This is a genomic window from Zestomonas ipomoeae (genome assembly GCF_057128665.1).
The window spans coordinates 269,501-295,686 of the sequence record NZ_JBSKHQ010000002.1; the positions used below are offsets into that span (position 1 = coordinate 269,501).

Annotated in this window: 26 protein-coding genes; 12 read left to right on the forward strand and 14 right to left on the reverse strand. The window is 66.2% G+C overall.

Features of this window, described 5'->3' with window-relative positions; translation table 11 throughout:
- The first annotated feature begins 1 nt into the window (after position 1).
- The 4 genes from ACWKV7_RS04850 (at position 2) to ACWKV7_RS04865 (ending at position 4,092) form a co-directional block, all read left to right on the forward strand.
- Positions 2-634, forward strand: a complete 633-nt coding sequence (locus ACWKV7_RS04850) for a c-type cytochrome (RefSeq protein ID WP_483856517.1) — start codon at positions 2-4, stop codon at positions 632-634.
- Between the two features lie 141 nt (positions 635-775).
- Positions 776-1,420, forward strand: a complete 645-nt coding sequence (locus ACWKV7_RS04855; RefSeq protein WP_483856518.1) for a thiol:disulfide interchange protein DsbA/DsbL — start codon at positions 776-778, stop codon at positions 1,418-1,420.
- 6 nt (positions 1,421-1,426) lie between these two features.
- The gene (locus tag ACWKV7_RS04860) at positions 1,427-2,305 is read left to right on the forward strand and encodes an endonuclease/exonuclease/phosphatase family protein (protein WP_483856519.1); all 879 of its coding nucleotides are present in this window, start codon (positions 1,427-1,429) and stop codon (positions 2,303-2,305) included.
- A complete protein-coding gene (locus tag ACWKV7_RS04865) occupies positions 2,302-4,092 on the forward strand; it encodes a GGDEF domain-containing protein (protein ID WP_483856520.1) in 1,791 nt (596 codons plus the stop codon). Before ACWKV7_RS04860 ends, ACWKV7_RS04865 begins: the two co-directional genes overlap by 4 nt.
- 7 nt (positions 4,093-4,099) lie before the next feature.
- Here ACWKV7_RS04865 and ACWKV7_RS04870 read toward each other — a convergent pair whose 3' ends face one another.
- The gene (locus ACWKV7_RS04870; RefSeq protein ID WP_483856521.1) at positions 4,100-5,521 is read right to left on the reverse strand and encodes a DASH family cryptochrome; all 1,422 of its coding nucleotides are present in this window, start codon (positions 5,519-5,521) and stop codon (positions 4,100-4,102) included.
- A gap of 208 nt (positions 5,522-5,729) precedes the next feature.
- Between ACWKV7_RS04870 and ACWKV7_RS04875 the strand changes: the two genes are divergently transcribed.
- Positions 5,730-6,323, forward strand: a complete 594-nt coding sequence (locus ACWKV7_RS04875; protein WP_483856522.1) for a MarC family protein — start codon at positions 5,730-5,732, stop codon at positions 6,321-6,323.
- The gene (locus tag ACWKV7_RS04880) at positions 6,320-7,162 is read left to right on the forward strand and encodes an N-acetylmuramoyl-L-alanine amidase (protein ID WP_483856523.1); all 843 of its coding nucleotides are present in this window, start codon (positions 6,320-6,322) and stop codon (positions 7,160-7,162) included. The genes ACWKV7_RS04875 and ACWKV7_RS04880 overlap by 4 nt, the downstream gene beginning before the upstream one ends.
- Here the strand turns inward: ACWKV7_RS04880 and ACWKV7_RS04885 are convergent.
- From ACWKV7_RS04885 to algB, 3 genes are all read right to left on the reverse strand, one after another.
- Positions 7,159-7,566 (reverse strand): DUF1330 domain-containing protein, encoded by a 408-nt coding sequence (locus ACWKV7_RS04885; RefSeq protein ID WP_483856524.1) that lies wholly within the window; start codon positions 7,564-7,566, stop codon positions 7,159-7,161. The two genes, ACWKV7_RS04880 and ACWKV7_RS04885, sit on opposite strands and share 4 nt — an antisense overlap.
- A gap of 94 nt (positions 7,567-7,660) precedes the next feature.
- Positions 7,661-9,448 (reverse strand): KinB sensor domain-containing domain, encoded by a 1,788-nt coding sequence (locus ACWKV7_RS04890; RefSeq protein ID WP_483856525.1) that lies wholly within the window; start codon positions 9,446-9,448, stop codon positions 7,661-7,663.
- Positions 9,445-10,791, reverse strand: a complete 1,347-nt coding sequence (gene algB / locus ACWKV7_RS04895) for a sigma-54-dependent response regulator transcription factor AlgB (protein WP_483856526.1) — start codon at positions 10,789-10,791, stop codon at positions 9,445-9,447. Before algB ends, ACWKV7_RS04890 begins: the two co-directional genes overlap by 4 nt.
- A 256-nt stretch (positions 10,792-11,047) precedes the next feature.
- Here algB and ACWKV7_RS04900 point away from each other — a divergent pair, with 256 nt between their 5' ends.
- From ACWKV7_RS04900 to ACWKV7_RS04920, 5 genes are all read left to right on the forward strand, one after another.
- Entirely contained in the window at positions 11,048-11,875 is an 828-nt protein-coding gene (locus ACWKV7_RS04900; protein ID WP_483856527.1) for a BON domain-containing protein, read from the forward strand.
- A 39-nt stretch (positions 11,876-11,914) separates the two neighbouring features.
- Positions 11,915-12,352 (forward strand): PA2169 family four-helix-bundle protein, encoded by a 438-nt coding sequence (locus tag ACWKV7_RS04905; RefSeq protein WP_483856528.1) that lies wholly within the window; start codon positions 11,915-11,917, stop codon positions 12,350-12,352.
- A 259-nt stretch (positions 12,353-12,611) separates the two neighbouring features.
- Complete coding sequence (locus ACWKV7_RS04910; RefSeq protein WP_483856529.1) at positions 12,612-12,869, forward strand: hypothetical protein; 258 nt, start codon at positions 12,612-12,614, stop codon at positions 12,867-12,869.
- A gap of 202 nt (positions 12,870-13,071) precedes the next feature.
- The gene (locus ACWKV7_RS04915; RefSeq protein WP_483856530.1) at positions 13,072-13,239 is read left to right on the forward strand and encodes a DUF1328 domain-containing protein; all 168 of its coding nucleotides are present in this window, start codon (positions 13,072-13,074) and stop codon (positions 13,237-13,239) included.
- A 377-nt stretch (positions 13,240-13,616) separates the two neighbouring features.
- Positions 13,617-14,873: a nucleoside recognition domain-containing protein gene (locus ACWKV7_RS04920; RefSeq protein WP_483856531.1), complete on the forward strand. Its 1,257-nt coding sequence runs from the start codon at positions 13,617-13,619 to the stop codon at positions 14,871-14,873.
- Between the two features lie 10 nt (positions 14,874-14,883).
- Here ACWKV7_RS04920 and ACWKV7_RS04925 read toward each other — a convergent pair whose 3' ends face one another.
- The 8 genes from ACWKV7_RS04925 to ACWKV7_RS04960 all read right to left on the reverse strand — a co-directional run bounded on the left by ACWKV7_RS04925 (position 14,884) and on the right by ACWKV7_RS04960 (position 23,330).
- Positions 14,884-15,873 carry a sensor domain-containing diguanylate cyclase gene (locus ACWKV7_RS04925; protein ID WP_483856532.1) on the reverse strand — a complete coding sequence of 330 codons (990 nt, stop codon included), beginning with the start codon at positions 15,871-15,873 and terminating at the stop codon, positions 14,884-14,886.
- Between the two features lie 98 nt (positions 15,874-15,971).
- Entirely contained in the window at positions 15,972-17,702 is a 1,731-nt protein-coding gene (locus ACWKV7_RS04930) for a SulP family inorganic anion transporter (RefSeq protein WP_483856533.1), read from the reverse strand.
- Entirely contained in the window at positions 17,699-19,429 is a 1,731-nt protein-coding gene (locus ACWKV7_RS04935) for a bifunctional protein tyrosine phosphatase family protein/NAD(P)/FAD-dependent oxidoreductase (protein ID WP_483856534.1), read from the reverse strand. Before ACWKV7_RS04935 ends, ACWKV7_RS04930 begins: the two co-directional genes overlap by 4 nt.
- Positions 19,430-19,439: 10 nt before the next feature.
- Entirely contained in the window at positions 19,440-20,303 is an 864-nt protein-coding gene (locus ACWKV7_RS04940) for an MBL fold metallo-hydrolase (protein ID WP_483856535.1), read from the reverse strand.
- Between the two features lie 255 nt (positions 20,304-20,558).
- Entirely contained in the window at positions 20,559-20,978 is a 420-nt protein-coding gene (locus tag ACWKV7_RS04945) for a DUF6691 family protein (protein WP_483856536.1), read from the reverse strand.
- Between the two features lie 2 nt (positions 20,979-20,980).
- Positions 20,981-21,415, reverse strand: a complete 435-nt coding sequence (locus ACWKV7_RS04950) for a YeeE/YedE family protein (protein ID WP_483856537.1) — start codon at positions 21,413-21,415, stop codon at positions 20,981-20,983.
- Positions 21,412-21,732 carry an ArsR/SmtB family transcription factor gene (locus ACWKV7_RS04955; protein ID WP_483856538.1) on the reverse strand — a complete coding sequence of 107 codons (321 nt, stop codon included), beginning with the start codon at positions 21,730-21,732 and terminating at the stop codon, positions 21,412-21,414. Before ACWKV7_RS04955 ends, ACWKV7_RS04950 begins: the two co-directional genes overlap by 4 nt.
- Positions 21,733-21,821: 89 nt before the next feature.
- On the reverse strand, positions 21,822-23,330 hold the full coding sequence (locus tag ACWKV7_RS04960) for a L,D-transpeptidase family protein (protein WP_483856539.1): 1,509 nt from the start codon (positions 23,328-23,330) through the stop codon (positions 21,822-21,824).
- Between the two features lie 268 nt (positions 23,331-23,598).
- Between ACWKV7_RS04960 and ACWKV7_RS04965 the strand changes: the two genes are divergently transcribed.
- Positions 23,599-24,315, forward strand: a complete 717-nt coding sequence (locus tag ACWKV7_RS04965) for a murein L,D-transpeptidase catalytic domain family protein (protein ID WP_483856540.1) — start codon at positions 23,599-23,601, stop codon at positions 24,313-24,315.
- A 4-nt stretch (positions 24,316-24,319) separates the two neighbouring features.
- Here ACWKV7_RS04965 and ACWKV7_RS04970 read toward each other — a convergent pair whose 3' ends face one another.
- Both ACWKV7_RS04970 and desA read right to left on the reverse strand, forming a co-directional pair.
- Positions 24,320-24,847 (reverse strand): SRPBCC family protein, encoded by a 528-nt coding sequence (locus ACWKV7_RS04970; RefSeq protein WP_483856541.1) that lies wholly within the window; start codon positions 24,845-24,847, stop codon positions 24,320-24,322.
- A 144-nt stretch (positions 24,848-24,991) separates the two neighbouring features.
- Entirely contained in the window at positions 24,992-26,182 is a 1,191-nt protein-coding gene (gene desA / locus ACWKV7_RS04975) for a delta-9 fatty acid desaturase DesA (protein ID WP_483856542.1), read from the reverse strand.
- Between the last annotated feature and the right edge of the window lie 4 nt (positions 26,183-26,186).

Genomic DNA, 26,186 nt, shown 5'->3' on the forward strand with positions numbered 1-26,186 from the left:
GATGAACAAAGTACTCGTGAGTCTGCTGTTGACCCTGGGCATCACCGGCATGGCCCATGCCGCAGGCGACGCCGCCGCCGGGCAGAACAAGGCCGCCGTGTGCGGTGCCTGCCATGGCGTCGACGGCAACAGCGCCGCGCCGAACTTCCCTAAACTGGCCGGCCAGGGCGAGCGCTACCTGCTCAAGCAACTGCTCGACATCAAGGCCGGCAACAACCCGGAAACTCCAGCAGGGGTAGGCCGCAAGGTCGTCGAAATGACCGGCCTGCTGGACAACCTCAGCGACCAGGACCTGGCCGACATCGCGGCCTACTTCGCCAGCCAGAAGATGAGCGTCGGCGCTGCCGACCCGGCACTGGTCGAGCGCGGCGAAGCGCTGTTCCGCGGCGGCAAGCTGGAAGAAGGCATGCCGGCCTGCACCGGTTGCCATGCTCCCAATGGCTCCGGCAACGACCTGGCCGGCTTCCCGCAGCTCGGCGGCCAGCATTCGACCTACGTCGCCAAGCAGCTGACCGATTTCCGCGAGGGTGATCGCACCAACGATGGCGACACCATGATCATGCGCAACATCGCGGCCAAGCTGAGCAACAAGGACATCGCCGCGCTGTCCAGCTACATTCAGGGCCTGCACTGAGGCGCTTGATGGGCGGCAGAAAAAGGGTGGCCACGGCCACCCTTTTTCTTTGCTCGGACCGCTACAATGAACCGGAACCGCCGCCCGCCGCAGGCCCTGTCCACGCCACGCCGGGCGCCCCCATCCGCCAAGGAGTCATGCATGCGTAATCTGTTTCTCAGCGCCGTATTCGCCACCGCCAGCCTGATCGGCGCAACCGCCCAGGCCGGCAGTCTCGACGCCGCCAACATCCATGCCGGTAAGCAATACGTGGAACTGAACCAGCCGGTGCCGGTGTCCCAGCCGGGCAAGATCGAAGTGGTTGAGTTGTTCTGGTACGGCTGCCCGCATTGCTACAAATTCGAGCCAACCATCAAGCCGTGGTCGGAAAACCTGCCGGAAGACGTCAACTTCGTGCGCATCCCGGCCATGTTCGGCGGCATCTGGAATACCCACGGCCAACTGTTCCTGACCCTCGAATCGATGAAGGTCGATCCGAAGATCCACGCGGCGGTGTTCAACGCCTACCACGAGCAAAAGCGCAAGCTGGCCACCCTCGAGGAAATCACCGACTTCGTGGTCGAACAAGGCATCGACAAGGACGCCTTCCTCAAGGCCTACAACTCCTTCGCGGTGAAAAGCCAGATGGAGAAGGCCAAGAAGCTAGCCGCCGCCTACCAGATCACCGGCGTGCCGACCATGATCGTCAACGGCAAGTACCGCTTCGACGTCGGCTCCTCCGGCGGTCCGGAGCAGACACTGGACGTTGCCGAATACCTGATCGACAAAGAACGCGCCGCGCAGTAAGCAGCCATGCTGCGCCGCTGGAGTACCGAGCGTGCGACCTGCCTGCGCAGCCCGCGGGTCAATTCGCATTGCCTGGACGCCAGCGGCCTGCCCGCCGACGGACGGCTGCGCCTGCTCAGCTTCAACATCCAGGTCGGCATCAGCACCCAGCGCTACCGCCATTACCTGACCCGCAGCTGGCAGCATCTGCTGCCCCATGCCGGCCGCGCCGTCAATCTGCAACGCATCGGCGATCTGCTCAGCGACTATGACCTGGTCGCCCTGCAGGAAGTGGACGGCGGCAGCCTGCGCTCGGGCTATGTCAACCAGGTCGAACACCTGGCCCAACTCGGCGCCTTCCCCTACTGGTACCAGCAGCTCAACCGCAACCTCGGGCGCTTCGCCCAACACAGCAACGGGCTGCTCAGTCGCTTGCATCCTGGTCTGCTGGAGGATCACCCGTTGCCCGGCCCGCCGGGGCGCGGTGCCATCCTGTTGCGTTTCGGCGAGGGCGCCGATGCCCTGGTGGTGGTGATGATGCACCTGGCCCTGGGCGCCCGCACCCGTACCCGTCAACTGGCTTATATCCGCGAACAGGTGGATGGTTATCGCCACCTGGTGCTGATGGGCGACATGAACACCCATGCCAACGACCTGCTGGAAAGCTCGCCGCTGCGCGGTCTCGGCCTGCTGGCGCCACAGGTCGAGGCGACCTTTCCCAGCTGGCGCCCACAGCGCTGCCTGGATCACATCCTGCTCAGCGCCAGCCTGACCCTGGAGCGCGTCCAGGTGCTGGCCCAACCGATTTCCGATCACCTGCCGGTGGCCATGGACATCCGCCTGCCCGATCACCTGCACCAAGATGCGCTGCCGGTCGTGCGGCAGGATGGCGGGGTGCCGGCATGAGCGACGACAGCCAGCGCTGGAAGGCCAAGTACCTGGAGAACCTCGAGCAGCAGGAGCAGCTCGAGCGTCGCTGGAAGGCCCGCTTCGATCTGCTGCGCCGCGGCCTGGTGCGCAGCAGCCTGGCCGCCGAGGGCAGCGACAAGGCCGTCGACCAATGCCTGACCGACCTGCGCGAGATTCTCCGCCACGACGACAACGACACCGCATTGGCGGCCCTGGTGCCACGCCTGGAAAAAGCCGTGCTCGACTCCGAGCGGCGTCGCCAGGAGCGGGTCGCCCAGCTCACCGAAGCGCTCGCTTCGCTCGCCGGGCAGTTGCAAGACCTGCCGCTGCCGCGGGAACTGCGCAAACCGCTGAAACAGTTCACCAAGCAGTTGGACGAGCGCGTCGGCCAGATGCGTGAGCTGCCGCTGCTGCTGGGCGAGCTGAGCGAACTGCAACGCAAGGCCCTGGCCCTGCTGGAAAACGCCGAGGCGCCTCGACCCGGCCTGTTGCGCCGCCTGTTCGGCGAGCGCGAGGCGCCTGCCGAGCCCACGCCCAGCCCGACGCCGGCCACTGACCTGAGCGTGGAACCGCCGCCCCCGGCTTTGGCAGCCGAGACCGCCGCACCGCTGCCGGTGACCGAGCCACTGCCGCCGCTGGTACCCGCGCCACCGGTAGCGGCACAGCCCACCGCACCGCCTCCGGTACAAGCCCAGGGGCAGGACGCCGCCTTCGCTCTGCCGGTGGCCCCCGAGCCGGGCTACAGCGCCATTGCCGAGCATGTCGAAGCGACCTTGCTCGGCCTGCTCGACGAGCTGCCGATCCCCGAACGCCACCAGCCCCAGGCCGAGGCCCTCGCCGAGCGCATCCGCCAGGGGTTGAACTGGTATGAGCTGGTGCCGGTCCTCGATGACCTGGCGGTGCTCATGTTGGCGGTGGCCGACCTTGGCCAGCGCGAGTTCGAAGGCTATCTCAAGCAGCTCAACGATCGCCTGGCAACCTTCCAGGGTAATCTGCAGGATGCCCACGAGGGCTATGCGGAAACCCTCAGCGCCGCTCGCGAGCTGGACAACGAGCTGCGTGAGCAGGTCGGCGGGTTGCACAGCAGCGTGCGCGAGGCCACCGACCTGAACAGCCTCAAGCAGGTGGTGGAAAGCCGACTCGACGGCCTGCTCAACACCATGGACCAGTACCAGCGCCAACGCGCGGGCCAGGAGCAGCTCGTCGCCGAACGCCTGCAAACGCTGGTCGAGCGGGTGGCGAGCATGGAGCAGGAAGCCAAGAACTTCCGCGACCACATCGAGGAGCAGCGACAGAAGGCGCTGACCGACCCGCTCACCGGCCTGCCCAACCGCGCCGCCTGGAGCGAGCGGCTGGATCTGGAGATGGCCCGCTGGCAACGCTATGGCGGCGACCTGCTGCTGGCGGTGCTGGATGTCGACCACTTCAAGCGCATCAACGACAACTACGGGCACCTGGCCGGCGACAAGGTACTGAAAATCATCGCCGGCGAGCTGGCCAAGCGCCTGCGCAAGACCGACTTCATGGCCCGCTATGGCGGCGAGGAATTCGTGCTGCTGGTGCCGGGCACGCCGCTGGAGGGCGGCCTGCAACTGCTGGAAACCCTGCGCGGGGCCATCGCCGCCTGCCCGTTCCACTTCAAGGGCGAGCCGGTGACTATCACCCTCTCCGCCGGCATCACCGCATTTGCCGCCGGGCAGCGAGCCGACCAAGTCTTCGAGCGGGCCGACCAGGCGCTCTATCGGGCGAAGAACGGCGGCCGCAACCGCATCGAGACCGGCTGACCCACCACTACGCAGCGCTGGGCAGGTACGGCTGCCAGGCCTGGGGAATGCGTTCCAGACGCGGATAGTGCAGCGCCTCCAGCTGCTGCGCCGGTAGCAGGAACGGGGTGTGCCGCAACCGCGGCGGCAGGCTGCGCAGCTCCGGCAGCCAGAGGCTGACGTAGGCGGCGTCCGGATCGCTCTGGCGGGCCATGCGCAGCGCATTGAACGCCCGGCTGCGGCGCTCGTCGCTGGCGACGCCGGCGAGGTAGGCCCAGTTGCCCCAGTTGCTCGCCGGGTCGTAGTCGAGCAGGTGCTCCTCGAACCAGGCCGCGCCATGCCGCCAGTCCTGCTGCAGGTCGTGCACCAGGTAACAGGCCACCACCTGACGGCCGCGCCGGGACATGAACCCGGTATCCGCCAGTTCGCGCATGTTGGCGTCCACCAGCGGCAAGCCGGTGCGCCCCCGGCACCATTGCTCGAAGCGCTCGTCCAGCGTCTGCGGCGCGCCTTCGGTGGCCCTGACGCCCCCGGCACGGAACAGCGCTTCGCCATGGCGCACCAGCGTCCAGCGGAAAAACTCCCGCCACAGCAGTTCGCCAGCCAGGCAGCGGGTGGAATCGTTGCGGCCGTACTGGGCTTCGTGGCGACGCAGTTCGGCCATCACCCGGCGCGGCGACAAGCTGCCGTTGGCCAGCCAGGGCGACAGCTTGGAGGAATACTCGGTCCCGATCATGCCGTTGCGCACGGCCTTGTATTCGCGCACGTTGCGGGTGATCCACAGGTAGTCACGCAAGCGCGCACGGCCCGCTGGCTCCCCGCCGGAGAAGGGAAAGGCGTTGCCCGGCACGCTGAGCGGCTCGCCAAGGCCGAGTTGCGACAGGCTCGGCAGCGGCACGACCAGCCGGTCGGCACCATCCGGCAACGGCGGCAGGCGCTCGGCCGCCGGACGCGGCTGGAACACTTGCGGGCGCTGCTCGACCAGTTCGCGGAAGCGGCTGAACACTGCCGGCAGTTGCTCCACCGCACAGGGCAGCTCGCTGGCACTCAGCAGGTCGTTGCCGGGCAACAGGCGCAGCGACACATAGCCCAGGCTGCTGCGTACCCGTGCCAGTTGCGCACGCTCTTCCGGCGCAATCTCATCGAGTGTCAGAACCTCGTCGATGGCAAAGCGCTCGACCTGCTGCACCAGCACGTCCTCGGCGCGACCGGGCAGTACCAGCAGGCGCGAGCCGCGCTGGCGCAGCTCGCCATCGAGGGCGGCGAGGCTTTCGAGCAGAAAACGCGCACGGTGCACGCCCATGCGCCGATCGCCGAGCGGGCCGCTTTGCAGCAACTGCGGATCGAGCACGTAGACCGGCAAGAGGCAGCCGGCGTCCAGGGCGGCTTGCACGGCGGGGTGGTCGTCGAGACGCAGGTCCTGTTTGAACCAGAGCAGCAGGCGGCGCATGGTGAGTGTCCTCAAAGCCATCAGGCCTATAGCAACGATAGGCTTCTCTTGGACAAATGTAGAGCCGCTCATCCACCGGTCCGTTCCCTGTGTCCGATAACTTTGCCGCTCATCCGGGTGCCCGGAACGCATAACATGACGCCTGCACGACAGCCGCCGATAACCCGGCTGCACTAGACTTCAGCCACGCCGTTCGAGGAGTACGCCCGTGGATATCTTTGGCATTGCCGTTCTGATCTTTCTGGTCACCGACCCCTTCGGCAACATCGCCATCTACCTGGCGGCATTGAAGAACGTTGCGCCGGAACGACGCCTGCGGGTGGCGTTGCGCGAACTACTCGCCGCACTGGCGTTGCTGCTGCTGTTCCTCACCTTCGGCGACAAGGTGCTGAGTGGCCTCGGGCTATCCCGCGAGGCAACGGCCATCGCCGGCGGCATCATCCTGTTCGTGATCGCCATGCGCCTGATCTTCCCCACCCCGCAGGGCGTGCTCGGCGACCTGCCGGATGGCGAGCCGATGCTGGTGCCGCTGGCGACGCCAGCAGTGGCCGGCCCCTCGGCCCTGGCAGTGCTGATGACCTTGCGCAATACCCACCAGGGGCCGCTCTGGGAGCTCTACCTGGCCCTCGGCCTGGCCTGGTCGGCGACCGCCTTCATCCTGCTGCAGGCGTCTTTCCTGCAGCGTTTCCTCGGCCCGCGCGGCCTGACCGCCGTGGAGCGCTTGACCGGCATGCTGCTGATCATGCTCAGTGTCGACATGCTGTTGGATAACCTGCAGAGCGTTTTGCACATCGACTCATGAAAGTTCTTCCACTGTTGCTGACCACCACCCTGCTGGCCGCCTGCGCCAGCGGCCCTCCCATCGATACGACCCACACCGCCTCCAGCCAGGACAGCCGGGTACAGTTCATCGTGGTGCACTACACCTCCACCGATTTCGAGCGCTCGCTGAAGATCCTCAGCCAGGGACCGGTGAGCAGCCACTACCTGATCGACCAGCAGCCGCCGACCATCTACCGGCTGGTGGACGAGAACCGGCGCGCGTGGCATGCCGGTGAGAGCCAGTGGCAAGGGCGGACCTGGCTGAACGCCAGCTCGATCGGCATCGAACTGGTCAACCCGGGCTATCGCGAGACCGCAGCGGGGCGCGTCTGGCAGCCGTATCCGGACGAACAGATCGACGCCCTCATCGCCCTGCTCAAGGATCTGGTCAAGCGCCACGGCTTGCCGCCGGACAGCATCATCGGCCACAGCGACATCGCCCCGCAGCGCAAGGTCGATCCCGGCCCGCAGTTTCCCTGGAAGCGCCTCGCCGACGCCGGGCTGATCACCTGGCCGGATGCCGGCGCGGTGGCTCGCCAGCAACAGCGTTTCGCCGACCACCTTCCGGCTGCCGCCTGGTTCCAGCAGTTGCTGGCACAGCTCGGCTACGCGGTGCCCCGCAGTGGCGAATGGGACGAGGCGACTCGCAACGTGCTGGCGGCGTTCCAGATGAAGTACCGGCCGGAACGCTTCGACGGCATCGGCGATGCGCAGACGGCAGCGCTGCTGTTGGTGCTGAACGGCATCGAGGCGCCCGAGGAGCACGACGGCGAGCTGTGCGACGGCCTCGCCGCGCCGCAGCCGGCGGGCAGCAGCTAACCGCGCGGTACGCTGCCGTGCAGTCGCGAGTCGGCCAGGGCGGCGGTGCGATGCACGGTGGCCGCGCGGTATTCGGGATCGGCGAGCATGCTCAGGAAGGCATCGCGAGACGGGTAGCGCACCAGTAGGAGGTCGTCCCACTGCTCGTCCGTCGGGGCGATCAGCGCCATCTTCACCTCGGCCAGCACCTGCACCTCGCCGCCGACGCCGCGGACTTTCGCCAGTGCCGTCCGGCTGTAGCGGGCATAGGCCTCGCGGCCGCTGCAGGGGCTGTGGCCGCTGTCGGCCGGGTAGTCGGCCTGCTCGCGGTAGCGCAGCAGGTTGAGCATCAGGATCGGTCCTTGCGCCGGCATCCGCTCGGCGAAGGCGGCCAGTTGTTCGCGGGTCGGATTGAGGCTGGTCATGAGCGGCTCCCGGATAGTTTTCGGGGCAGGCTGCGGGCCTCGGGCATACCGGTCAAGCGCTATTCACGACACTGATGATGTCCGCTGGCGCCGCTCAGATCGGCAACGCCACATAGAAAATCGTGCCGTGCCCCAGCCGCGAATGCACCCCCAGCCGCCCGCCATGCAGCTGGGCGATTTCCTTGCACAACGCCAGGCCGAGGCCGGAGCCGCCGCGCTTGCGGCCGATCTGCACGAACGGCTCGAAGATGCGCGCCTGCTGGCTGTAGGGAATGCCCTCGCCGGTGTCCTCGACGCTGAGAATCGCGCGCTCGCCATGGCGCCGCGCCAACAGGCGGATCTGCCCGCCGCGCGGGGTGTGCCGCAGCGCGTTGTTCAGCAGATTATCGAGCACCCGTTCCATCAGCAGCCGATCGAGATTGAGCACCGGCAGCGGTGTCTGCAACTCCACCTGCAGGTCGATGCCCTGCTCGCTGGCCTGGGTGCTGAAGCGCTGGCGACTGAGTTCCAGCAGTTCGGGAATGTCACACGGCGCCAATTCCAGCTTCTGCTTGCCGGACTGGTAGCGGGAAAAATTCAGCAGGTCGTTGACCAGCCGCACCATGCGCCGCATTTCCTCGTCGATGGTATGCAGCAGGTCTTTCTCGCGGGCGTCCTCGGGAAACTCCAGGCGCTCGCAGAGCAGGCCGAATGCCATGTGCATACCGGTCACCGGCGTGCGCAACTCGTGGGAGGCGCGCAATACGAACTCGTTGCGCACCCGCTCGAAGGCGCGCTGGTCGGTGACGTCGCGCATGACCATGACCGCCCCCAGCACCCGCCCGTCGGTGTGGCTGACCGGGCTCAGCCGCCAGGCCAGCAGACGGGTCTCGCCGTCGGCGCGCACCTCCAGGTCGGCCGGCGGGCTTTCCAGCGGCTGGTTGCGCAAGACCTGCTGGACGATCAGGTCCAGCTCCGGATAGTCCAGCACCTCGCCGAGCGCCTGGCCGAGCTGCTCGGTTTCCCAGGCCAGCTGGCGCTGGGCCACCGGGTTGGCGTGCTCCAGGCGACCACGGCGGTCGATGATGAGCAGGCCGTCGTCGATGCTGTCGAGCACTGCCTGCAGGCGCCGCTGGCCGTTGAGCAGAGCCTCGACGTTGGTCGCCTTGAACAGCCGCAGGGCCTCGGCCATGAGGCCGAAACGACGGATCAGCGTGGCCAGCTCGGCGATCGGCGAAATCGGCAGGCTGACCTGGAAATCGCCCTGGCCGATCTGGTCGGCGGCCTGGGAGAGTTTTTCGATCGGCGCGCCGAAGCGCCGGGCAAAGCTGTGGGCGGTGATGAAGCCGATCAGCAGCACGGCGAAGCCGACGATGCCGAGCAGCGTGGCGAGCAGGATGGCGCGCTCGCGGGAGCGCCCTTCTTCGCCGATGACGCTGTCGATGGTGTGCTGCTGGGTTTCGATCAGACGCAGGCGCACGGCGTTCAACTCTTCGCTGAACTGGTTGTCGTCAAGTATGCGCCGGCGAGTGCCGGCCGGCTGGTTGAACCATTTGCGCAGTGTCTGGTAATGCTCGGCAACCTGCTCGAACAACTCGCGCTTGCGCGGATCGCTGGTCTCCCGCAGCGCGTCGTCGAGCAAGGCGGTGAACTCCTCCTGGGCCTGGGCCATGGCCTGCATGTCCGGCTGTTCGCTGAGCAGGATCACAATCTGGTCGCCGAAGCGCTGGCGCAGCCGGGCGCCGCGCTCCAGGGCAGCGAAGTTGTCCCGGACCAGATGTTCCTGGGTCGTGGCCATCTGCATCACGCTGCTCAGGGCCAGCAACAGGCCGAGCAGCGCCACCGTCATCAAGGCCGAGAAGCTCAGGAACAGCCGGGTGCGCAACTTCATCTGCAGCTTCATAGGCTGTATTGCTTGCGTTTTCGGTAGAGGGTCGAGGCATCGATGCCGAGGATTTTCGCCGCCTGATCGAGGGTCTCGCTGGTCGCCAGCACCGCGGCGATATGGGATTTTTCCAACTCTTCCAGGCTCAGCGGCTCGCCGATCCGCAAGGCATTACCGGAGGAGGGCTCGGCGAGGCCGAGGTGGCCGACGTCGATCAGTTCCTGCGGGCAGATGATGCTGGCGCGTTCCACCACGTTGCGCAGTTCGCGCACGTTGCCCGGCCAGCGGTAAGCCTGCAGCGCGCGCAGGGCCGGCTCGCTGAAGCCGCGCGCCGGGCGCCCGTAGTTCTTGATGAAGAAGGCCAGGAAACGTTCGGCCAGGTCGAGGACGTCCTCCGGTCGCTCGCGCAACGGCGGCAGGTTCAGGGTGATGACGTTGAGCCGGTACAGCAGGTCTTCACGGAAGCGCCCTTCGCGCACCATGTCCTCCAGGTTGAGGTTGGTCGCCGCGAGGATGCGCACGTCGGCGCGACGGGTCACCGGATCGCCGACCCGCTCGTATTCCTTGTCCTGGATGAAGCGCAGCAACTTGGGCTGCAAGGCCAGCGGGAAGTCGCCGATCTCGTCGAGGAACAGGCTGCCGCCATCGGCCTGGTTGACCCGGCCCAAGGTACTCTCGGTGGCGCCGGTGAAGGCGCCGCGGCTGTGGCCGAACAGCTCGCTTTCCATCAAGTCAGCCGACAGGGACGGGCAGTTGATGGTAACGAAGGACTTTTTTGCGCGACGACTCCACTCATGGATCGCTCGCGCCAGTTCGCCCTTGCCGGTGCCGGATTCGCCGAGGATGAGCACGTTGGCATCGGTATCGGCGACCTGCCGGGCGGTTTCCAGCACCGCCATCATCGCCGGGCTGTTGGAGCCGAGCACATCGCTGGACTTGCTGCGCTCGCCCTCCAGCGCTTCCAGACGCGCAGCCATCTGCCGCACTTCCAGCTGCTTGGCAGCGGCCATGCGCAGCTGATCGGGGCTGCAGGGCTTGACCAGGTAGTCGGCGGCGCCAGCCTGCATGGCGTCCACCGCGGCATCCACCGCCGAGTGGGCGGTGACGATCACCACGCGCATCCAGGGCGCCTGCACGCGCATCTGCCGCAAGACATCGAAGCCGCTGTCCTCGCCCAGGCGCAGATCGAGAAAGCACAGATCGAACACCTGTCGCTGCAGCAACGCCTCGGCCTGCGCCGCGCTGCTGGCGGTGGCCACGCTGTAGCCCCGATCTTCCAGGCAATAGCGAAAGGTCCGCAGGATCGCGGCTTCGTCGTCGACCAGAAGCACACGCCCACTGGCTTCCAGGGGTTGTTCCATTTTCATCGCCCTCCATGTTCGGCTGCGCGGGCGCAGATGAAATGCGCTGCGCTTGAGTTAGTCCGGTAAAAGCCGTGCAAGTTGCACGATGATTTTTTCCAGATCCTGCACCCTGCAAGGCCGCCGCGTCTGCCTTCAAAATGCCACTTGATTGATTTTTATGGATTTTTCGTTGGAAAACGGACTGGCACAAGGCTTGCGATAGAGACGGGTACCGGTTGCACGACGCAACCAAGCCGATCAAGGAGAACGTGCCATGTACCCACGCAAAACGCTCGTCCTGGCTATGGCTGCCACCGCCCTGATGAATTTTTCCTGGCCCGCCATGGCGGCCGATGAAGACCTGACCAATCAATTGAGCGAGGCCCGCCAAGAGGGCTCGCTGTGGACCGCCCTGGCGTTGAACCAACACCTTAACCCGTTCCGCATCGACGTGGATGTGGAAAACGGTCGAGCCTTGCTCACCGGCAAGGTGGAAAGCGAGGTCGACCGCCAACTGGCCGAACAGATCGCCCTGGGCATCGACGGCATTCGCGAAGTCGACAACCAATTGCAGGTCGACGCCGCGACCCAGCGCACCAACAAGTCCGAGCTGTCGCAGAACTTCGACAACGCCACCACCACCGCCACGGTGAAATACAAGCTGCTGTGGAATCGCAGCACCGAGGGCCTGGATATCGATGTCGACAGCCATAACGGCGTGGTCACCCTGAGCGGCACCGCGCAGTCCGACGCTGCCAAGGACCTGGCCGGCAAGCTCGCCGCCAACACCGATGGGGTGCGCGAGGTGAACAACCAGATTCGCGTCACCGAGCAGCCCGGCACCGTCGCCAAGGCCAAGGAAGCCGCCAGCGAGGCCGGCGACAGCATCAGCGACGCCTGGATCACCAGCAAGGTCAAGGCCAGCCTGCTGTACAACCGCGACATCGACGGACTGGCTGTCGATGTCGACACCAACGACGGCAAGGTCCAGCTCAGTGGCGTGGTTTCCGACCCCACCGAAAAAGACCTGGTGGTGGAGACCGCCCGTAGCATCCGCGGCGTGCGCGAGGTCGATGCCTCGGCCCTGAAGGTCGCCAGCTAACGCCATCCGCCCGATTCTCACCCGTAAAGGAGACACGTCATGACCAATACAGCCAAGCAACTCAACGAGCTGATCGAAATCACCCGCGATGGCCAGCAGTTCTACCAGCACGCCATCGGAGAAGTGAAGGACGGCCAGCTACAGCAGCTGTTCCGCGACATGGCCCAGGCCAAGACCCAGGTCATCCAGGCGCTGACCATCAAGGTGGCGGCCAATCATGAGCAGCCCGCGGAAGGCGGCACCATGGTCGGCAAGTTGCGCCAGACCTATGCCGACACCCGCGCGGCGCTCTCCAGCGACGAAGGCGCCACCTATGTGTCGCAGTTGGAGGAAGCCGAAGACCGCATTCTGCATGCCTTCGAGGACGCCTTGGAAGAAGCCGAGCCGGACGTACGCGCCCTGCTCGCGGTGGAGCTGCCCAAGATACGTGCCTGCCACGATCGCATGCGCAGCCTGAAACAGAGCTTGAAACACTGATCGACTGGTAGTGGTAGTCAGGTTTTGCTTGGGACAGGGACGTCCCGGGCCCTTTGACCGAATCGTGCAATTTGCAAGGTGAAAACCGTCAGATCGTGCAAATCGACCGATCAAAAACCGCTCAACATCACTAAGTTGTTGATTTTTAAAGATGTGAACTACGGCTTCGGTTGGCTTGACGATTGCTTGATACAGACCCAGGTCAGGAGATTGCCCCGGCCCCGGTCTGATTAGGCCCTGCACTGGGAGGAGATTCAGGATGAAACACCACAACGCTCTTTTTGCATCACTGCTTGGTAAAACCCTGCTCGTCGGCCTCGCCACCCTGCTCATGCTCGGCAACGGCTCGCCAGACGGCGCGACTTCCGCGGCAACGCGGTTTTCGCCCCAGTCGGAACTGAGACAGCCGTATCAAGAAAATTCTCCATGGAAGATGCACGGCCAGACTGCCAGCCAGGCTTCCACGATCAGCCAGTCGAATTACAACAGCGAACGTCTGCCGCGCTGGGTGTTCTGAAGAAAGACAAGGAGGAGCGCATTGCAGACCTTGTCTACCTGGGGGGAGAACCGGCAACGCCACGGTGTTGCGCATGGCCGCGCCGGATAGCGCCAGTGCTCGATCGGCAACCGCCAGCTAGGCGGTCCGTCCCGATCGATGCCAACGCGGCAGTCGCCGCCCGTTATCCGGCCGCATAATTCCAAGCTACAGGAGAAGCATTATGTTGAGTTGGGCCATAACCTTCCTGATCATCGCCATCATCGCCGCAGTACTGGGCTTCGGTGGTATCGCGGGCACCGCCACCGGCATCGCGAAGATCCTCTTCGTCGTCTTCCTGGTGTTGTTCGTGATTTCCCTCATCTTCGGCCGCATGCGTCCACCGCGCTGAGGCCATAAAACCGCAACGAAATTCGCGTACAAGCTAAGCGGCAGGGAACAGCCTGCAGGTCGACACGGAATTCCGGGTCACCGCCGCGAAGGACCGCATGGAGTTCGCGCACATCCGCCCAATCGGGCGGCGTAAGGGACCAGGGGGCCGGGTTGCTCTGCATGCGGAGCGACCCAGGGGTACAGGGAGTACCTCCGCCATGGCGGGCCGGGTCCGGCAGCCTGCAGCCGGGGTAGAGCCATCCGCCCTCCCCGGCTCGCAGCGCCAATCCTCCTCTTGCAACCCGCACCCGACGACTACGCTGATAACCGGCCACCGGGCGGATGACGCTGCGGTGTCAGCCTCGCTATCATCGTGCGCTCATCGGGGGATTCCACATGCTCAACGGGCTCTGGCTGGGCTTTTTCTTCATCGCCGCGCTGGCCGCATTCGCGCGTTGGCTGTTCGGCGGCGAGGCCGAGGTGTTCGCCGCCCTGGTGGAAAGCCTGTTCGCCATGGCCAAGCTGTCGGTCGAGCTGATGGTGGTGCTGTTCGGCACCCTGACCCTCTGGCTCGGCTTCCTGCGCATCGCCGAGAAAGCCGGGCTGGTGGAGTTGCTGGCGCGACTGCTCGGCCCGCTGTTCCGCCGCCTGATGCCGGAAGTGCCGCCGGGCCACCCGGCGCTCGGCCTGATCACCCTCAACTTCGCCGCCAACGGCCTGGGCCTGGACAATGCCGCCACGCCGATCGGCCTCAAGGCGATGCGCGCCCTGCAGGAGCTGAACCCCAGCCCGACCACCGCAAGCAATGCGCAGATCCTGTTCCTGGTGCTCAATACCTCGTCGCTGACCCTGTTGCCGGTGTCGATCTTCATGTACCGCGTGCAACAGGGCGCGCCCGATCCGACCCTGGTGTTCCTGCCGATCCTGCTGGCCACCAGCGCCTCGACCCTCGCCGGGCTACTGGCCGTGGCCGCGGTGCAGCGCCTGCGCCTGTGGGACCCGGTGGTGCTGGCCTACCTGGTTCCCGGCGCACTGTTGCTCGGCGGCTTCATGGCGTTGCTCGGCGGCATGAGCGCAGCCGCCCTGGCGGCGCTGTCCTCGCTGCTCGGCAACCTGGTGCTGTTCGGCCTGATCCTGCTGTTCCTGCTGGTCGGCGCGCTGCGCCGGGTCGCGGTCTACGAGAGCTTCGTCGAGGGCGCCAAGGAAGGTTTCGACGTGGCCAAGAGCCTGCTGCCCTACCTGGTGGCAATGCTCTGCGCCATCGGCGTGCTACGCGCTTCCGGCGCCCTGGACTTCGGCCTCGACGGCCTGCGCGCGCTGGTGCAATGGGCCGGCTGGGACAGCCGCTTCGTCGATGCCTTGCCAACCGCGCTGATGAAGCCGTTTTCCGGCAGCGCGGCCCGCGCCATGCTGATCGAAACCATGCAGAGCCAGGGCGTCGACAGTTTCCCGGCGCTGGTGGCCGCCACCGTGCAGGGCAGCACCGAGACCACCTTCTACGTGCTGGCCGTGTATTTCGGCGCGGTGGGCATCCAGCGCGCGCGCCACGCGGTAGGCTGCGCCCTGTTGGCGGACCTGGCGGGCATCACCGCGGCGATTCTGGTCTGCTACTGGTTCTTCGGGGCGCTGCCGACGGCTGGTGTACCGGGCTGACCGAGCAGGACTAACCGCCGATGCTTGGCTTGGCCAGCACGATCTGGTTCTTGCCGCGCCGCTTGGCCTCGTACATGGCCGCATCGGCGCGGGCGTAGAGCGCGCCCAGGTCGGCGTCCTCGCTGTCCAGGCTGGCCAATCCCTGGCTGACGGTGACATGGAAGCGGCGACTTTCGGTTTCGAACATCAGCCGCTGCACCTCGCGCTGCAGCCGCTCGGCAATCTGCAGCGCCAACTCCGGCGGGCAGCCGGGCAGGATCACCGCGAACTCCTCGCCGCCGACCCGGCCGAACAGGTCGCCGCGGCGCAGCACCGTCTCGCCGCAATGGGCGATGCGTTGCAGTACCTGGTCGCCGACCTGGTGGCCGTAGCTGTCATTGATCTTCTTGAAGTCATCGATATCCAGCAGCAGGAACCCCAGCGGGCTGCCGCCGATGCGCGCGCGGTCGAACTCGCGCTGCGCACAGTCGAAGAAATGCCGGCGGTTGCAACTGCGGGTCAGCACGTCGGTGGTGGCCAGGCGCTGCAACTCCTCTTCCAGGTGCTTCTTTTCGGTGATGTCCTCGGCAATACCGACCAGGGTCAAGGGCTTGCCGGCGGCGTTGCGGTTGCTGACGAAGCATTTGTCGCTGATCCAGCGCAGTTGCCCGTCGCTGCGAATGATGCGGTACTCGCGCGCCTCGTCGGCGCCCTTCTCCAGCACCTCGCGCAGGCTTTGCTGGGAGTATTCCAAGTCGTCCGGATAGATGCTGTTCAACCACTCGCGGTAGTCGGCCAGCAGCAGCGCGGCGGAACGGCCGAAGACCTTCTCGTACGCCGGGCTGACGTAGGTGACCTGCTGGGACTTCCAGTCGAAAGCCCAGAGTACGGCGTTGACGCTGCCGAGCAGGCTGCCGAACAGCTCCTCGCGCTCGCGCAGGCGTTCCACTTCGGCGCGGCTGTGCAGCAGGGCAAGGAACAATTGTTCGGGTTCGGTGGGCAGGTTGGCGATCTCATCCATGCGGTTTCCCCTAAGCGCGTGACCTGGACCTCCGTAGGACAGCGAAAAACGGCAAAAGACCCTATTTTTTGTATTTTTTTATGCCGCGCGGGCCCTGTTCAAGCCGAGGCGCGCGCCGCGGTGCCGGGGTCGAGGGCACAGAGCGCCTCGTATTGGCTAACGAACACCCGCCCGCCAAAGCGCTGGAGGAAATCGGAGCGGCCGAGCTGGTCCATCACCGGCCCCTTGACCTCCGACAGGTGCAGCTGCACGCCGGCTGCGTGCAACCGCTCGACGATCGCTTCCAGGCTGTCCAGCGCGCTGGCGTCGATCAGATTCACCCCCGAGCACATCAGCACCAGGTGGCGGACCTGCGGGCGCGCGGCGACCAGCTCGCCGATGCGCTCCTCCAGGTAGCGGGCGTTGGGAAAGTACAGGCTCTCGTCGACCCGCAGCGACAGCACCTGGGGGCTTTCCACCACGGCGAAACGCTCGACATTGCGAAAATGCTGGCTGCCCGGCAACTGGCCGACTACCGCCATGTGCGGCCGGCTGGTACGCCAGAGAAACAGCAGCAGGGACAAGCCGACGCCGAGCAGGATGCCGGTTTCGACACCGAGCAGCAGCACGCCGGCCAGGGTCGCCAGTTGCGCCGCGCCATCCTGGCGGGAAAAGCGCCAGGTGCGCAGCAAGGCCTTGAGGTCCACCAGACTGAGCACCGCAACGATGATGGTCGCCGCCAGCACCGCCTGCGGCAGGTTGTGCAGCAGCGGCGTGAAGAGCAGCACCGCGATGCCGATGCCCAGTGCCGTGAGTACCCCGGCCATCGGCGTTTGCGCCCCGGCGTCGAAGTTGACCACCGAGCGGGCGAAGCCACCGGTGACCGGGAACCCGCCGCTCACCGCCGCCGCCAGGTTGGCCGCGCCGAGGCCGAGCAGTTCGTTGTCCGGCTCGATGCGCTGGCGCCGCTTGGCGGCCAAGGTCTGCGCCACCGACACCGACTCGACGAAGCCCACCAGGCTGATCAGCAGTGCCGCCGGCAGCAGCTTCCAGGCCAGCGCCGCATCCAGGGTCGGCAACGCCAGGCTCGGCAGCCCCTGGGGCACCGCGCCGACCACCCGCACCCCGGCCTGGTCCAGATGCAGCCAGTCCACCACCAGGATCGATACGACGATGGCCAGCACCGGCCCGGCCTTGGCCAGGGTGCCGGCCAGCGTCGACGCGACCCCGCGCCGTACCAGCCAGGCCTTCAGGTGCTGGCGCATCCACCAGAGCGCCAGCAGGCTGCCGGCGCCGACCAACAGGGTCGGCAGGTGCGTGCGCGGCAGGCCGGCCAGCAACGCCGGCAGCAGCCGCACCAGGTTCTCGCCGGTCGCCTGCACGCCGAGGATGTGCCTGAGTTGCCCGACTGCTATGAGAATGCCCGAGGCACTGATGAAGCCGGAGATCACCGGATGGCTGAGAAAGTTGGCGACGAACCCCAGCCGCAGCAGCGCCATGGCCGCCAGCAGCAGGCCGGAAAGCAGCGCCAGCAGCATGGCCGCGCCGACGTACTCGGCGCTGCCGGCGGGAAACAGCGGCCCGAGCACGGCGGCGGTCATCAGCGAGACGACTGCCACCGGCCCCACCGCCAGGGTGCGACTGGAGCCGAACAACGCATAGCCAAGCAGCGGCAGCATGCTGGCGTAGAGCCCGGCCACCGGCGGCAAGCCGGCGAGCATGGCGTAGGCCAGGCTCTGCGGCACCAGCATCAGGGTAACGATCAGCGCCGCCAGCCCATCCTGGGCAGCACGCGTCCGGTCGTAGCGACGCGCCCACTCCAGGCACGGCAGCCAGCGGCGCCAATTCACTTGCCCTTCTCCTGCCCGAAGCCGCAGGCTGCCGGAGCCTGTACCGGCAACGGCTCATGGGGCAGGCGCTGGGGCTTGGCCAGCCATTCGTGGCCGCGCAGCATCAGATCGAAGTAGATGTTCGGCATCAGTTGCGCCTTCAGCGCCCAGGCCAGGCGCCGCGGAACCCGCGGATCGAGGGGAAAGGTCGGCAACAGCTTGCCGCCGTAGCCGAACTCGGCCAGCACCACTTTGCCCCGCTCGACGGTCAGCGGGCAGGCTCCGTAGCCGTCGTAGATCGCCCGCGGCCCGGTACCCGCCAGAATCGCCAGGACGTTCTCCGCCACCACCGGCGCCTGCTTGCGCACGGCAGCGGCGGTCTTGGCGTTCGGCGCCGCGCAGACGTCGCCGAGGCTGAAGATGTTGCCGTAGCGCGGATGGCGCAGGGTTTCATGATCGGCCTCCAGCCAGCCGTCGGCATTGGCCAGGGCACTGTAGCGGATGAACGCGGGCGCGCGTTGCGGCGGCACCACGTGCAGCAGGTCGAACGTCTGTTCGACGGTAGCGTGGCTGCCGTCGGCCGCCGGCCGCGTGAACCAGGCCTTGCGCGCCGGGCCATCGACGGCCACCAGGTTGGTATTGAGGTTCAACCGGGCGTCGTAGCGCTCGATATAGCGCATCAGTGGCGGCACGAAGTCGGCCACGCCGAACAGCGCGCCGGCCGCCGAGCAGAACTGCACGTCGATGTCGCCGAGCACGCCCTGCTTCTGCCACCAGTCGCAGGACAGGTACAACGCCTTCTGCGGCGCGCCGGCACATTTGATCGGCATCGGCGGCTGGGTGAACAGGGCGCGACCCTGGCGCAGGTTCTGCACCAGTTGCCAGGTATAGGGCGCCAGTTCGAACTGGTAGTTGGAGGTCACGCCGTTCTGGCCCAGGGTGTCCGTGAGCCCCTCGATACCGGCCCAATCCAGGGTCAGCCCCGGGCAGACGATCAGGGCGCGATAGCCCAGGCGGTTGCCGTCCTCGAGCACCACGCGCTGCTGCTCGGGCTCGAAGGCGGCCACGGCGGCCCGAATCCACTGGGCGCCGTGGGGGATGCAACGGGCCATCGGCCGCTCGGTACGGGCTCGGTCGAATACCCCGGCGCCCACCAGCGTCCAGCCGGGTTGGTAGTAGTGCCGCTCACGCGGCTCGATCACTGCAATGCGCAGGTCCGGGTCGCGCCGCAACAGGCTGGCACTCACCGCACAGCCGGCCGCGCCGCCGCCGACCACCAGCACATCGTAGCGCGCGGTATGCGCCGGCGGGCTGAGCGCCTCGCCCTGCCAGCGCCGCTCCAGCCGCGGGCGCAGACCGCTCAGGTCGTAGCCGGCCGCCTGCGCCGTATCGAGCACCGCCTGCGGGTCGAGATGGGCGGCTTCGCTCAGCGCCCAGAGGCTGATGGACCGGGTACCGGTGCGGCAGCAGGCGACCACCGGCCCCTTGACCTGGGCCAGCAGCGCGGCGAAGGCAGCCACGTCGCCATCGCCGATCTGCCCGGATACCACCGGCAGATGATGGTATTCGAGGCCCGAGGCCTGGGCGGCGGCAGCCACGTCGGCGGAACTGGGCTGACCATCGCCTTCGCCATCGGGGCGGTTGTTGATCACGCAGCGATATCCGGCGGCGGCCAGGATACCGATGTCGCCGGGCTCCAACTGGGCGGCGACGGCGAGGAAAGGGGTCAAGCGCTTGAGGCTGTCCATGGCCGTCTCCTCAGAGCACATCGAGTGGGATTTTCAGGTACCGGGTGCCGTTGTCTTCGGCCGGCGGCAACTGACCGGCGCGCATGTTCACCTGCACCGAGGGCAGGATCAGCGCCGGCATGCCGAGGCTGGCGTCGCGCGCGCGGCGCATGGCGACGAAGTCCTGCTCGCTGACGCCCTCATGGACGTGCACGTTGTGGGCACGCTCTTCGGCCACCGTGGTCTGGTTGCGGAAATCGTCGCGCCCCGGCGCCTTGTAGTCGTGGCACATGAACAGGCGGGTCGGGTCGGGCAGCTCGAACAGGCGGCGAATGGAGCGATACAGCACGCCCGCGTCGCCGCCGGGAAAATCGCAGCGCGCGGTGCCGTAGTCGGGCATGAACAGGGTATCGCCAACGAACGCGGCATCGCCGATCACATAGGTCATGCACGCCGGAGTGTGGCCGGGCGTGTGCAGGGCACGGGCGCCGATCTCGCCAATGCTGAAGCGTTCGCCGTCGCGGAACAGGTGGTCGAACTGGCTGCCGTCGACGGCGAACTCGCTGCCGGCGTTGAACAGCTTGCCGAAGGTGTCCTGCACCACGGTGATGTGGCCGCCGATGGCCAGGCGGCCGCCCAGCTCGCGCTTGAGGTAGGGCGCGGCGGACAGGTGATCGGCATGCACGTGGGTTTCCAGCAGCCAGTCCACCGCCAGGCCGCGCTCGCGCACATGGGCGATCAGTCGGTCGGCGCTGCGGTGCGAAGTGCGTCCGGCGGCTGGATCGTAGTCCAGCACCGAGTCGATGATCGCGCAGCGCTTGCTGGCGGGGTCGCTGACCACATAGCTATAGGTGAAGGTGGCCGGGTCGAAGAAAGCGTCTACATGGGGTTGCATGGTCGTGTCCTCTGATCGTTCCCCAGGCGGGGATCAATTAAGGACAAGCGTAACTGTAATTTCGTTCTATGCTTAGAAGAATAAAATATAAAAGACTTGTACTCATTCGCTGCCGGCCTTAACCGTGCCAGCGATGGCGCTACGGGAGAGCGCCGCTGGATGGCGACTGCACTCCGCGGGGAACGTTGCGGGGAAGCTGACGGGTTGCACCTGCCCTGCCAGTCCACTGGATGGTGCGCTGGAGGTATGCCCCCCTCAGTGCAGGCGCCGGCTCTCCAGCACCTTGAACAGGCCCATGCCAACCAGCATGGCGAGTGCGAACAAGGGCGCCTGCCAATGGCCGCTGAAGAGCATGGTCAGGGCCGGCCCCGGACAGATGCCGGCGATGCCCCAGCCGATGCCGAACAACAGGCTGCCGACGAGCAAGCGACGATCCAGTTCGCGCTTCTGCGGCAATTGCATGGGTGCGCCGAGCAATGAGTGCTGCCGGCCCTTGGCCCAGGTGAACGGCAGCAGGGCGACTACGATGGCGCCCAGCATCACCAGCGCCAGCGACGGGTCCCAAGCGCCGGCCAGGTCGAGAAAGGCCAGCACCTTGGTCGGGTTGGCCATGCCTGCCAGCAGCAGGCCGAAGCCGAACAGCAAGCCAGCGAGGAATGCGGACAGTTTGCGCATGATCAAGCTCCGAGGAGATGGCGCAGGACGAATACCGTGGCGAAACCAGCAGCCATGAAGGCCAGCGTCGCCGCCAGCGAGCGCGGCGACAGCCGGGAAATGCCGCACACGCCGTGACCGCTGGTACAGCCGGCACCGTAGCGGGTGCCAATGCCCACCAGCAGCCCAGCCACCATCAACCCGGGCCAGCCGTTGTGGAACTCGATGACCGGCAAAGCCGCGAACAGCCGCCAGAGCAATGGCGCCAACAGCAGGCCCAGCAGGAACAGAGCCTTCTCGCTACGCCCCTCGCTTCCCGGCTCCAGCACGCTGCCGAGCAGCCCGCTGATGCCGGCGATGCGCCCGTTGCCCATCACGAAGATGGCGGCCGCCAGGCCGATCAATGCGCCGCCGGAAAGTGCCGTCCAGGGGGTGAAATGCGCCCAGTCGATGGTCATTGTGTTTGCCCCTCGCAAAACAACCGGTAGAGCGTCTCGATCACCGCCAGGGCCGCCGGGCTGCTGATGCGGTAGTGGATGGACTTGCCTTCCCGGCGGGTTTCCACCAGCCCCTCGCGGCGCAGTACCGCCAGTTGCTGGGACAGTGTCGGCTGCTGGATACCCAGCAGTGCTTCGAGCTCGCCGACATTGCGCTCGCCTTGGGAGAGCTGGCAGAGCAGCAGCAGGCGGTCGGGGTTGGCCAGGGCCTTGAGCAACTGACCGGCAGCGTCGGCATTGGCACGTAGTGACTGGATATCGAGCGGCGATGCGGGCATGGGCGCACTCCTCAGTTAAGACGCTAACAATATATTTTTTTATATATTATCAGACAAGCACACCCGCTAAGCGCCGGACCGCTGCGGCGCTACGGAGCGCTTCGGTCGCCCAAGGGAAGCCAGGCGGCGTCGAGTGCCGCCAGCACCCGCGGGTCGTAGCCATAGAGGTCGGGAAACAGCAGCAGCTCGTCGTCCTCGCCCACCTCCGCAGTCCAGTAGGTCAGCAGGATCGGCACCGATGTGGGCAAGTTGGCGCGCTCGGTACCGCCACCTCGCCACAGCCGCTCGATGCGCTGCAGCGCATCCGGGCTGGCGCCGGCCAGCAGGTGATCGACCAGTTCGGTGACCCGTTCCACCCGAACGCAGCCGGAGCTGAAGGTCCGCGGCAGGGTCTCGAACAGGCGCTGGCTGGGGGTGTCGTGCAGGTAGACCGAGAATGGATTGGGAAAGCGGATCGCCACCTGGCCCAGAGCATTGTGGGGCCCGGCATCCTGGCGCAGTCGAATGCTGCCCGGCCTGTTCCAGTCGACGCTGTCCGGGTCCAGCTCGTTGCCGTATTGGTCGAGCACGCGCAGGCGGTTGTCCTGCAGATAGCCCAGGTCGCGGCGGATCTCCGGCAGCTTGTCCTCGCGCAGGATGGTCGGCGGCACCGTCCAGGTCGGATTGAGGGTCAGGTGAGTGATCGTCGACTTGAGCAGCGGCGTCTTGCGCTCCGGTCGGCCGACCTGAGTCCGCGCGCGCCAGACTTCCTGGCCGTGGCGATAGAAGAACACTTGCGCGCCAGCGACGTTCACTACCACACCGGTGGACGGCATGTCCCGGGCCAGCCAACGCAAGCGCTCCAGATTCACCCGCAGTTGCTCCAGGCGCTCGGCCGGCGACCGGTTCAACGCCGCCAGCGTCTGCGGGCCGACGATGCCGTCCTCCTTCAGCTGGTGGCGGTGCTGGAACGCCGTGACCGCCGTCACCAGGTCCACGCTGTAGAGCCCGTCGCCACTCAACTGCTCGGCCAGCACCGCGGTCGGCAGGTAGCCCTCGCTGCGCAGGCGCTGCTCCAGCAGCGGCACGCGGGCGTCCACCGCGTCCGGCTTGAGCAACGGACCGTCCGGCAGCGGTAACCAGGTCGGTAGCGGTTGCCGGCGCAGCAGTGCGTAGCGTTTCCGCAACGCCCGGTAGGGTTCGAATGCCGGACGAGCGAGGGCGAAGGTAGTGGGCAGATCGTCGAGCCCGGTTTCGGCGCTCGCCAGGAATGCCGCCTCGTCGAAAACCGGTGCAAGGCCCTCGGCGTACCAGATCGGTTCCACTTGGGCGCGTGCCAGGCTTCCCACCCGTAAATCCCGCAAGGCACGCAGGTACGCGTGGCTGGCCAGGGCATCGAGGCAAGCCTGCAGCGGCGCCGGCGGCTGCTCGGCCAGCCGCAGTTGGCGCAGCGGCCCGAGGAAATAGCGCTCGGGCGCCAGGCCGTCGTCGGCCAACTGCGCCAGTTGCTCGAGCAACGCATCCAGGCGCGGCGCGCTCCAGGCCGGACGGTAGTCGCGCCAGCCGTAGAAGCCGCGCAAAGCCTGTAGGTCGGCAGCGTCGAGTCGCGGCGCCGGCATCAGGCAGGTAAGGCGTCCTTCGTCTAGGAGCTGGCGGACCGGCTCGACAGGTTCCGGTGACGGCTCACCCTGAGCCAAGCCACCGGCGAGCAAAAATCCGACGAACAGAAGTGTATATTTTTTAAACAACTTCAGCTCCAAAAACGCGCCTGTTAGACTCCTGACTTCTTAGACGACAACAATTACATGGCAGCGGTTGCGGATAAGAATAAGCCCAACGGCAGCAGGCGGCAGGACGCGAAGGCCCGCGCAACGAGACCCTTTGTTTATGATGACCAGCTTTCGGCGGCTCGTATTGACCGTGATCAGCAGTGCACTGCTGGCCATGCCCGTCTTGGCGGCCAGCCCCGCTCCATCTGCCCTGGCCAGTGACCTCGCCAAGGCGGCGCCGGCCCTCAACCCGAAGATCCTCCAGCATGCCGTCGCCGCCATGCAATGCGCCATCGACAATGGCGCCAGCCCGGCACGGCGACTGGCAATCATCGATTTTTCCCGGCCGTCCACCGAGCGACGCCTGTGGATCTTCGATCTGCAAAACCACTCGCTGCTGCTGAGTGACCTGGTGGCCCACGGGCAGCGATCCGGCGAGAACCTGGCCACCCGCTTCTCCAACGAGAGCGGCAGCCACCAGTCCAGCCTCGGTCTGTTCCGTACCCAGGAAAGCTACTTCGGCAAGCATGGCTATTCGCTGCGCATGGACGGCCTGGAACCCGGGGTGAACGACCGCGCCCGCGAGCGGGCCATCGTCATTCATCCGGCCGATTACGTGAGCCCCGCCTGGGCCGCGCGCCAGGGCCGCATCGGCCGTAGCCATGGCTGCCCGGCGGTGCGCCCGGAGGTGGCGAAGATGGTGGTCGATACCCTCAAGGGCGGGCAGTTCATGTTCTCCTACTACCCCGACCAGAAATGGCTGCAATCCTCGGTGTATCTGAATTGCCAGCCCCGGCGGGTCGCCAGCATCCTGGCCAGCGCCCGCGGCGGTTGAGCGCCTAGCCTTCGGCGGTTGCCTTGAGCTTGGCCAGGCCCGCCTCGAAATCCGAGCCGACCATGCGATCCAGGCTGAAGAACACCTGCATCAGCCTGGCGACGAACGGGTTGGGCCCATACATGGCCCAGGTGACCTGGGTCGCGCCATCGCGCTCTTCGAGGATGAAGTCCGCGGTATTGTGGGCCTCGAACGGTTGCAGGAAATCCAGTTTGATGCGTACCAGCGAAGGCCCCTGCGCCTGCACGATCTCCATGCGGCCTACGCCGACATTCTTGTCTCCCTGCCACTCGTAGATCGCCCTCTCCCCGCTGCTCGGGCCGGCGAAATGGCGCTGCATCGCCGGGTCCTTGTTCTCGTAGGGCGACCAGCTGCGCCACTGCTGCAGATCGACGATCAGCGGGTAGATGCGTTCGGCTGGGGCCTGGATACGGGCGCTGCGCTCGATGCGAAAGCTGTCCGGACGGCTGGCGGCATAGATCAGCAGGGCGGCAACGAGCAGGACGAAGATCAAGGCAATGGATTTGAGCATGGTTCCCTCCGGGAATGTCGGTAATCGAGCACCTGCCGGCACTCCGGCAAGCACTCTGCATACCTTAGTCGTACGACCGACAGCGATTTCGACACGCCAGACAACAAAAAAACCGCCGTGGCGGGTTTTTCGTGACAGTACCGATCAGGCCATGACCGGCGACGGCCGCAGCGAGTAGGTCTTCAACTGATCGGCGAACTCGCGCAGCGACTGGATACCGCTGGCTTCGGCCTCGTGAATCCACTCTTTGATCGCGGCGAGCATTTCGTGGCCGTTGGCGCTGGTCTTGACCCAGATCTGCTGCAGCGCCAGGCGCTTCTCGTAGATCACCTTGAGTGCCTGGCTCTGTTCCAGCATGCGCTGGATGCGCGCCTGGTGGCCCTCGTCGAGCAGGCTGGTCTCGCGCGACAGCAGGCGCTTGGCACGGCGGAAGTGATGGCGAACCGACTCGTCGGCCTTGGCCAGCTCCTGCTTGACCAGCGGCGCGATCACCAGCTTGCGGTACTGCGCCATGATCTGGAAGCGGTTGTTGAGGATCGCCATGGCGGTGTCCATGTCCAGGCTGCGCTTGCCTTCCACGCGGTGGGCGATGGGTGCCACGCGGGCCACCTTGGCCAGCCGCAGGAAGCTGAACAGCTGGATCCAGGCCCACCCCATGTCGAATTCCCACTTCTTCACCGACAACTTGGCCGAGTTCGGGTAGGTGTGGTGATTGTTGTGCAGCTCCTCGCCGCCGATCAGGATGCCCCAGGGCACCAGGTTGGTGGCGGCGTCGCGACATTCGAAGTTGCGGTAGCCGACGGCATGGCCGAGCCCGTTGATCACGCCGGCGGCCCATACCGGAATCCAGATCATCTGGATCGCCCATACGGTCAGGCCCAGCACGCCGAACAGCGCCAGATCGATGATCGCCATCAGGGTCACGCCGCCAATCGGGAAGCGGCTGTAGACGTTGCGCTCGACCCAGTCGTCCGGACAGTTCTTGCCGTAGATGCGCAGGGTGTCGGCGTTCTTCGCCTCTTCCTGGTACAGCTCCGCGCCCTTGCGCAGCACGGTGGACAAGCCCCTAATCACCGGGCTATGGGGGTCTTCGGCGGTTTCGCACTTGGCGTGGTGCTTACGGTGGATCGCGGTCCACTCGCGGGTGTTCATGCTGGTGGTCAGCCACAACCAGAAGCGGAAGAAGTGTTTGAGCGCGGGATGCAGCTCGAGGGCGCGATGCGCTGAATAGCGATGCAGGTAGACAGTGACGCTGACGATGGTCACATGGGTCATCAGCAGGACGGTCGCCACCAGTTGCCAGGGCGACAGATCGAGAAAGCCGTTGTACCACATAGGA